This window comes from Hymenobacter terrestris, assembly GCF_013377905.1.
In the GTDB taxonomy this organism is placed as follows: domain Bacteria; phylum Bacteroidota; class Bacteroidia; order Cytophagales; family Hymenobacteraceae; genus Hymenobacter; species Hymenobacter terrestris.
Map to the genome: position 1 here is coordinate 1 of NZ_JABKAV010000120.1, position 4,158 is coordinate 4,158.

The 4,158-nt window shown below is 58.7% G+C and carries 6 protein-coding genes and 1 pseudogene; 5 read left to right on the forward strand and 2 right to left on the reverse strand.

All coding sequences use genetic code 11. The features are described from left to right. The coding region (locus HW556_RS18015; RefSeq protein WP_317170549.1) for a Fic/DOC family N-terminal domain-containing protein at positions 1-292 on the reverse strand (292 nt) is incomplete at its 3' end. A gap of 313 nt (positions 293-605) precedes the next feature. Here HW556_RS18015 and HW556_RS18020 point away from each other — a divergent pair. The 5 genes from HW556_RS18020 (at position 606) to HW556_RS19080 (ending at position 3,755) form a co-directional block, all read left to right on the forward strand. Then, complete coding sequence (locus HW556_RS18020) at positions 606-968, forward strand: hypothetical protein (protein WP_176901510.1); 363 nt, start codon at positions 606-608, stop codon at positions 966-968. A 151-nt stretch (positions 969-1,119) separates the two neighbouring features. After that, positions 1,120-1,455, forward strand: coding sequence for an NIPSNAP family protein (locus HW556_RS18025; protein ID WP_176901511.1), 336 nt, complete (start codon positions 1,120-1,122; stop codon positions 1,453-1,455). A 257-nt stretch (positions 1,456-1,712) separates the two neighbouring features. Continuing rightward, entirely contained in the window at positions 1,713-2,504 is a 792-nt protein-coding gene (locus HW556_RS18030; RefSeq protein ID WP_176901512.1) for a class I SAM-dependent methyltransferase, read from the forward strand. A gap of 189 nt (positions 2,505-2,693) precedes the next feature. Next, the gene (locus HW556_RS18035) at positions 2,694-3,302 is read left to right on the forward strand and encodes a hypothetical protein (RefSeq protein ID WP_176901513.1); all 609 of its coding nucleotides are present in this window, start codon (positions 2,694-2,696) and stop codon (positions 3,300-3,302) included. A gap of 84 nt (positions 3,303-3,386) precedes the next feature. Next, complete coding sequence (locus HW556_RS19080) at positions 3,387-3,755, forward strand: DUF1648 domain-containing protein (protein WP_394354144.1); 369 nt, start codon at positions 3,387-3,389, stop codon at positions 3,753-3,755. A 99-nt stretch (positions 3,756-3,854) separates the two neighbouring features. Here the strand turns inward: HW556_RS19080 and HW556_RS18045 are convergent. Beyond that, a pseudogene (locus tag HW556_RS18045) lies at positions 3,855-4,158 on the reverse strand (Fic family protein); the annotation flags it as partial.

Here is a 4,158-nt window from a genome sequence, read left to right on the forward strand (position 1 = left end):
GGCGCAGGGCGGCCGCGTAGCGCTGCACCTCCTTGGCCGCGGGCGAGTCGCCCAGTTGGAGTTCGGCGTTGAAGAGTTCGTCGTGGGTGGTGACGATGTTTTCGATGGCCGAGCTGTCTTTGGCCTCCTGCAAGGGCAGCGTGTCGAGCAGCAGGCGCTCGTTGGGGATGGCGGCCACCAGGCCCTTGAGTTCGGCCAGGGCCCGGTGCGCCGCCGGCAGTTTTTTGAGCACGGCGCGCGTTTCCAGTTCGACCGTGGGCGGAAGCGAGGACGGTTGCCAGGCAGTCGGCATGAAGGAAAGGGAAAAGCGCCACGGGTAAAGTCTCGTTGGCTGTGTAAAGAAACTCGGTATTTCTTTGCAAAGCCAAGCACCTTTTGTAAAAGAAATCACTTTTCTCTTACAAAGGGCCGGGCCTTGAGATTGATCCGTTCATTCAAAGGAGCGTTTGATTTTCAATTAGGTAACTTAACGAGAACGTTTCCCGCTAGTACAAAGCCGCTCATTGTATGATTAAGGGCGCCCCAAATCATAAGTTGGCGCGCCGAAAGCGGCCCGAAGGTGGACCTTTGGGTCATTCATTCACCTCCTAACCGCTCTGTCAATCATGCATATTTTTCTTGTTCTGCTGACGGCGCTGCTGGCTGTTATCGCCCCGGCCGATATCTCCTCCCAAACCGTCATCGACGCCGGCAAGCAGTTCGTGCTGGGGGGCTCGCAGCGGGGCGCCTTTAAGGTGGCCGCCCACAACGTGGGTCCCGTGCCGGTGAGCATCGCCGAACGAGCCGCCGACGGCACCCTCACCGAGCGCGGCCGCTTGGAGCCGGGTGGCCGCGCCAAGTTAGATTTCGGCCGCGGCGCCGCGGCGCTGATTCGTAATCTAGGCGAGCGCCAAGCCAAGCTCGATTTTAAGATTAGCGGCGACGTTTCCTTTGGCATGGGCATGGGGTACGAAGGACTAAAAAAATAAAGCACCATACCGCCTATTTTGCGCAGCTCGGCTGGTAGCAACTGGCAACCATTAGAAGTTTAGGAAAACGGTTCTTCAAGTAAATAAGCCATAAAATTGTCTTTTCGTTATAACAGGGTCAACTTCCCTCCACACCTCTCTACCGGACCCGATGATCACCGTTTACATCCGCTACATGCTGGACCCCACCAAACTACCCGAGTTTGAACAGTACGGCCGGCAATGGCTGCCGCTAGTAGCGAAGTATGGCGGGCAGCATCACGGCTACTTTTTGCCTGGCGAAGGGGCCAATAATGTGGCCCTAGCCCTTTTTACGTTTGAGAGCCTCGCGGCTTACGAGGACTACCGGCTGCGCTCGCAGCAGGATCCGGCCTGTCAGGCGGCGTTCCGCTACGCCGACGACACCCGCTGTATCCTGAGCTATGAGCGCAGCTTTTTTCGACCTGTGTTCCCGGCAGCAGTTCCAGAGTCTGGGGGCGAGCAGTAAGCGACTACTTCTTAGGCCGCTTAAGCTAGCCAGCGGGCACTTACCAAAGCAGTCCGTTCACTGTAAGGAGGGTTGGCCATTGCCGCAACTGCATTGATTGCGCTTTAAGGGAGGTTCGGCTAGTTCTTGGAACGGCTAATCGCCGAAAGAAACGCCCGGTAACGTAGCTTGCCCCGTCTTTCCGGTCGTAGGGCCGTTCCTTGAACGTGCCGGGGTGGCTGGTCTGACGGCAGGTGGTAAAGAGCGCCCAAAGGACCATGAAGCGGATACAGCTGTTTGAACTAGAAGATTTTCCCTGGTTTCCCCACTGGCTGCGCGCCTGCCTCACCCGGCTGATGGTGGTCATGCACCAGCTGCTGGGCACCCCCGCCGATTTAGCGGCCCTGTTGACCCGGGCCTTGCGGCAGACGGGCCAGCACACCCTCGTCGACCTGTGTTCGGGCGGGGGCGGCCCCATGCGGGAAGTGTTTCGGGCCCTACAGGGCCAGCCCGGCGGCCAAAAGCTACGGCTGACGTTCACGGACCTGTACCCGAACCGCGAAGTGGCGGCCGAAGTGAACGGCGGCCCCGACCCAGCGCTGACGTATTGGCTGGCGCCGGTGGATGCGCGGCAGGTGCCGGCCGACTTAGCTGGGGTGCGCACCATGGTGAGCAGCTTCCACCACATGGACCCGGCCACCGCGCGCCGCATCTTGCAGCATGCCCGCGACAGCCGGCAGGCCATCTGCATCTACGAAATAAGCGACAACGGCCTGCCCATTGCCCTGTGGTGGGTGTCGCTGCCCCTGATATTTCTGATGGTGTTCTTCCTCACGCCCTTCGCCCGGCCCCTCACCTGGAAGCAGTTGGTGTTCACGTACCTGCTGCCGGTCATCCCGCTCTGTTTTGCCTGGGACGGAGCCGTGTCCAATGCGCGCACCTACACGCTCAACGACCTGGACCAGCTGCTGGCCGGCTTGGAAACCGACGACTACCACTGGGAGAAAGGACTCATTGCCGGCAAGGCCAAGAAACTGTACTTGCTGGGGCTGCCGCAGAGGGGCGAATAGCGGAACATGCGTTGCTGGGGCATGATGCCGCTTGAAGTGAAGGCCGGAAGGGCAGCGTTTTTAGCCAGCTTTCATTCTTGTTTAACCAATCGAAGTCTACCGAAACGGTGGTAAGGTAAACGAGCGTTACATTTAAAACAATTGCTTTTGCCTTGGGGCGTTACCTGCCTTCTATCCTCTTTCCATTCGATGCTGCGCTCCCTCGCCTTATTACCCGCCGTCGCCCTGCTGCTACTGGGCAGTGCCCCCGGTAATCCCAAGAAGTCAGGCACGCGACGCTCTTCCGAATCGGCCCTCAACCCGGACCTGCAGCAGGCTTGGAAGCAATTCGCCCAAGCCATTCAGGCCAACAACCTTCCCGCCTTGCGACAACTCTCGGCGGCGTGCATTCAGTGCACAGACTGCGTGACGAATACGGCGCCCGAAGAAACAGCCTTCGAAGCGTATAAGGACAAACACCCCGATACGTGGTACGACCAACTGTATGGCCCGTTGGGCTTTATCCCCGCTGAGGTCTTCTGGCGCAAGGACGCTCCCTTGATTTTTGATGCCAAAACAAAGCTGCGTCTGCAAAATCCAGCCAAGTTGCGGTTTGCCGCGAACGACCACAATAAAGCGGGCTACGTGGCCCCTTGTTTGATTTTGCCTGCGCAAGCAGCCTCGACGCATGTCGACGAAGTGCTCGTGACTTACATTGACCCGTACCCTGCTAGACAGGGGGAGGGCATGCAAAAAGCCTTCGCTTTTGTGAAAACCAAGCAGGGGTACAAGTTCTGCGGCTATTCCACCATTCCGTAGGCCGTAACTAGCCAGTTAATCGTTCAAGAAAACGGTCCGAATAGAATAACGAGCTATTTGGTGTAAGGAGTATATCTTAGGAGAATGAATCGCCATCGGCTTCTACAAACCGTTCTCATTGCGGCTGTGAGCGCGGCACCTCTGCTGTACGTGTACGTGCAGTGGTCTGAGGTGCCCGCATGGGTAGCCACGCATTACCACCTCGGGGAGGCTGACCGGTGGGCGCCCCGGGAGACGCTCTGGACGGTTGCGTGGTTGCCCGCCCTGGCCTTTGTCGTGTTCACCTGTTGGCCGCAGGTCCGGGGCACCGCCTGGTTTTGGCGTAGCGCCCGTCAACGGCAGGTCCGCGCCGTTGCTGTGGCGGGGTTGGCCGTCGTTGCGCTGTCTATAGTGTACAAAAGCATTCACAATGGCAAAGTAACCACCGACTCCAAGCCTACTGCCGTCAGATAATAAGGTCGCCTCGCGGGCATCCCTCTTGCGTTCAGCGAAACGGTGATTTGGAAAGTCTATCCCGGTGTCGTGGCGTTCCCTCTCGCCTAGCAGCGCGGCTTATCCCAGTTGGGCTAATAGCTCAAACAGGGGCTGGTTGACGTAGTAGTTGGAGTTGGCGTGCTTTTGCTTGACCAGCACGCCGTCCTCGGCCAATTTGTTCAGGTAACCCGCCGCCGTGGGCCGGCTCACCTGCAGTTCCTGCTGCACGAATTCGATGCGGGTGTAGGGGTGTCGGAACAAGTTGTTGAGCAGATCCTGGCTGTAGAATTTGTAGGGACGCAGCCGCTGCTTCGTCTCCTGCATCAGCGCACGCAGGGCCGTGATCAGGGCGATGCTCTCGCGGGCCGTTTGCTCGACGCCC

Coding starts and splice junctions, on each gene's coding strand:
- HW556_RS19080 (WP_394354144.1), top strand. CDS start 3,387: ATGAATCGCCATCGGCTTCTACAAACCGTTCTCATTGCGGCTGTGAGC.
- HW556_RS18030 (WP_176901512.1), top strand. CDS start 1,713: ATGAAGCGGATACAGCTGTTTGAACTAGAAGATTTTCCCTGGTTTCCC.
- HW556_RS18020 (WP_176901510.1), top strand. CDS start 606: ATGCATATTTTTCTTGTTCTGCTGACGGCGCTGCTGGCTGTTATCGCC.
- HW556_RS18035 (WP_176901513.1), top strand. CDS start 2,694: ATGCTGCGCTCCCTCGCCTTATTACCCGCCGTCGCCCTGCTGCTACTG.
- HW556_RS18025 (WP_176901511.1), top strand. CDS start 1,120: ATGATCACCGTTTACATCCGCTACATGCTGGACCCCACCAAACTACCC.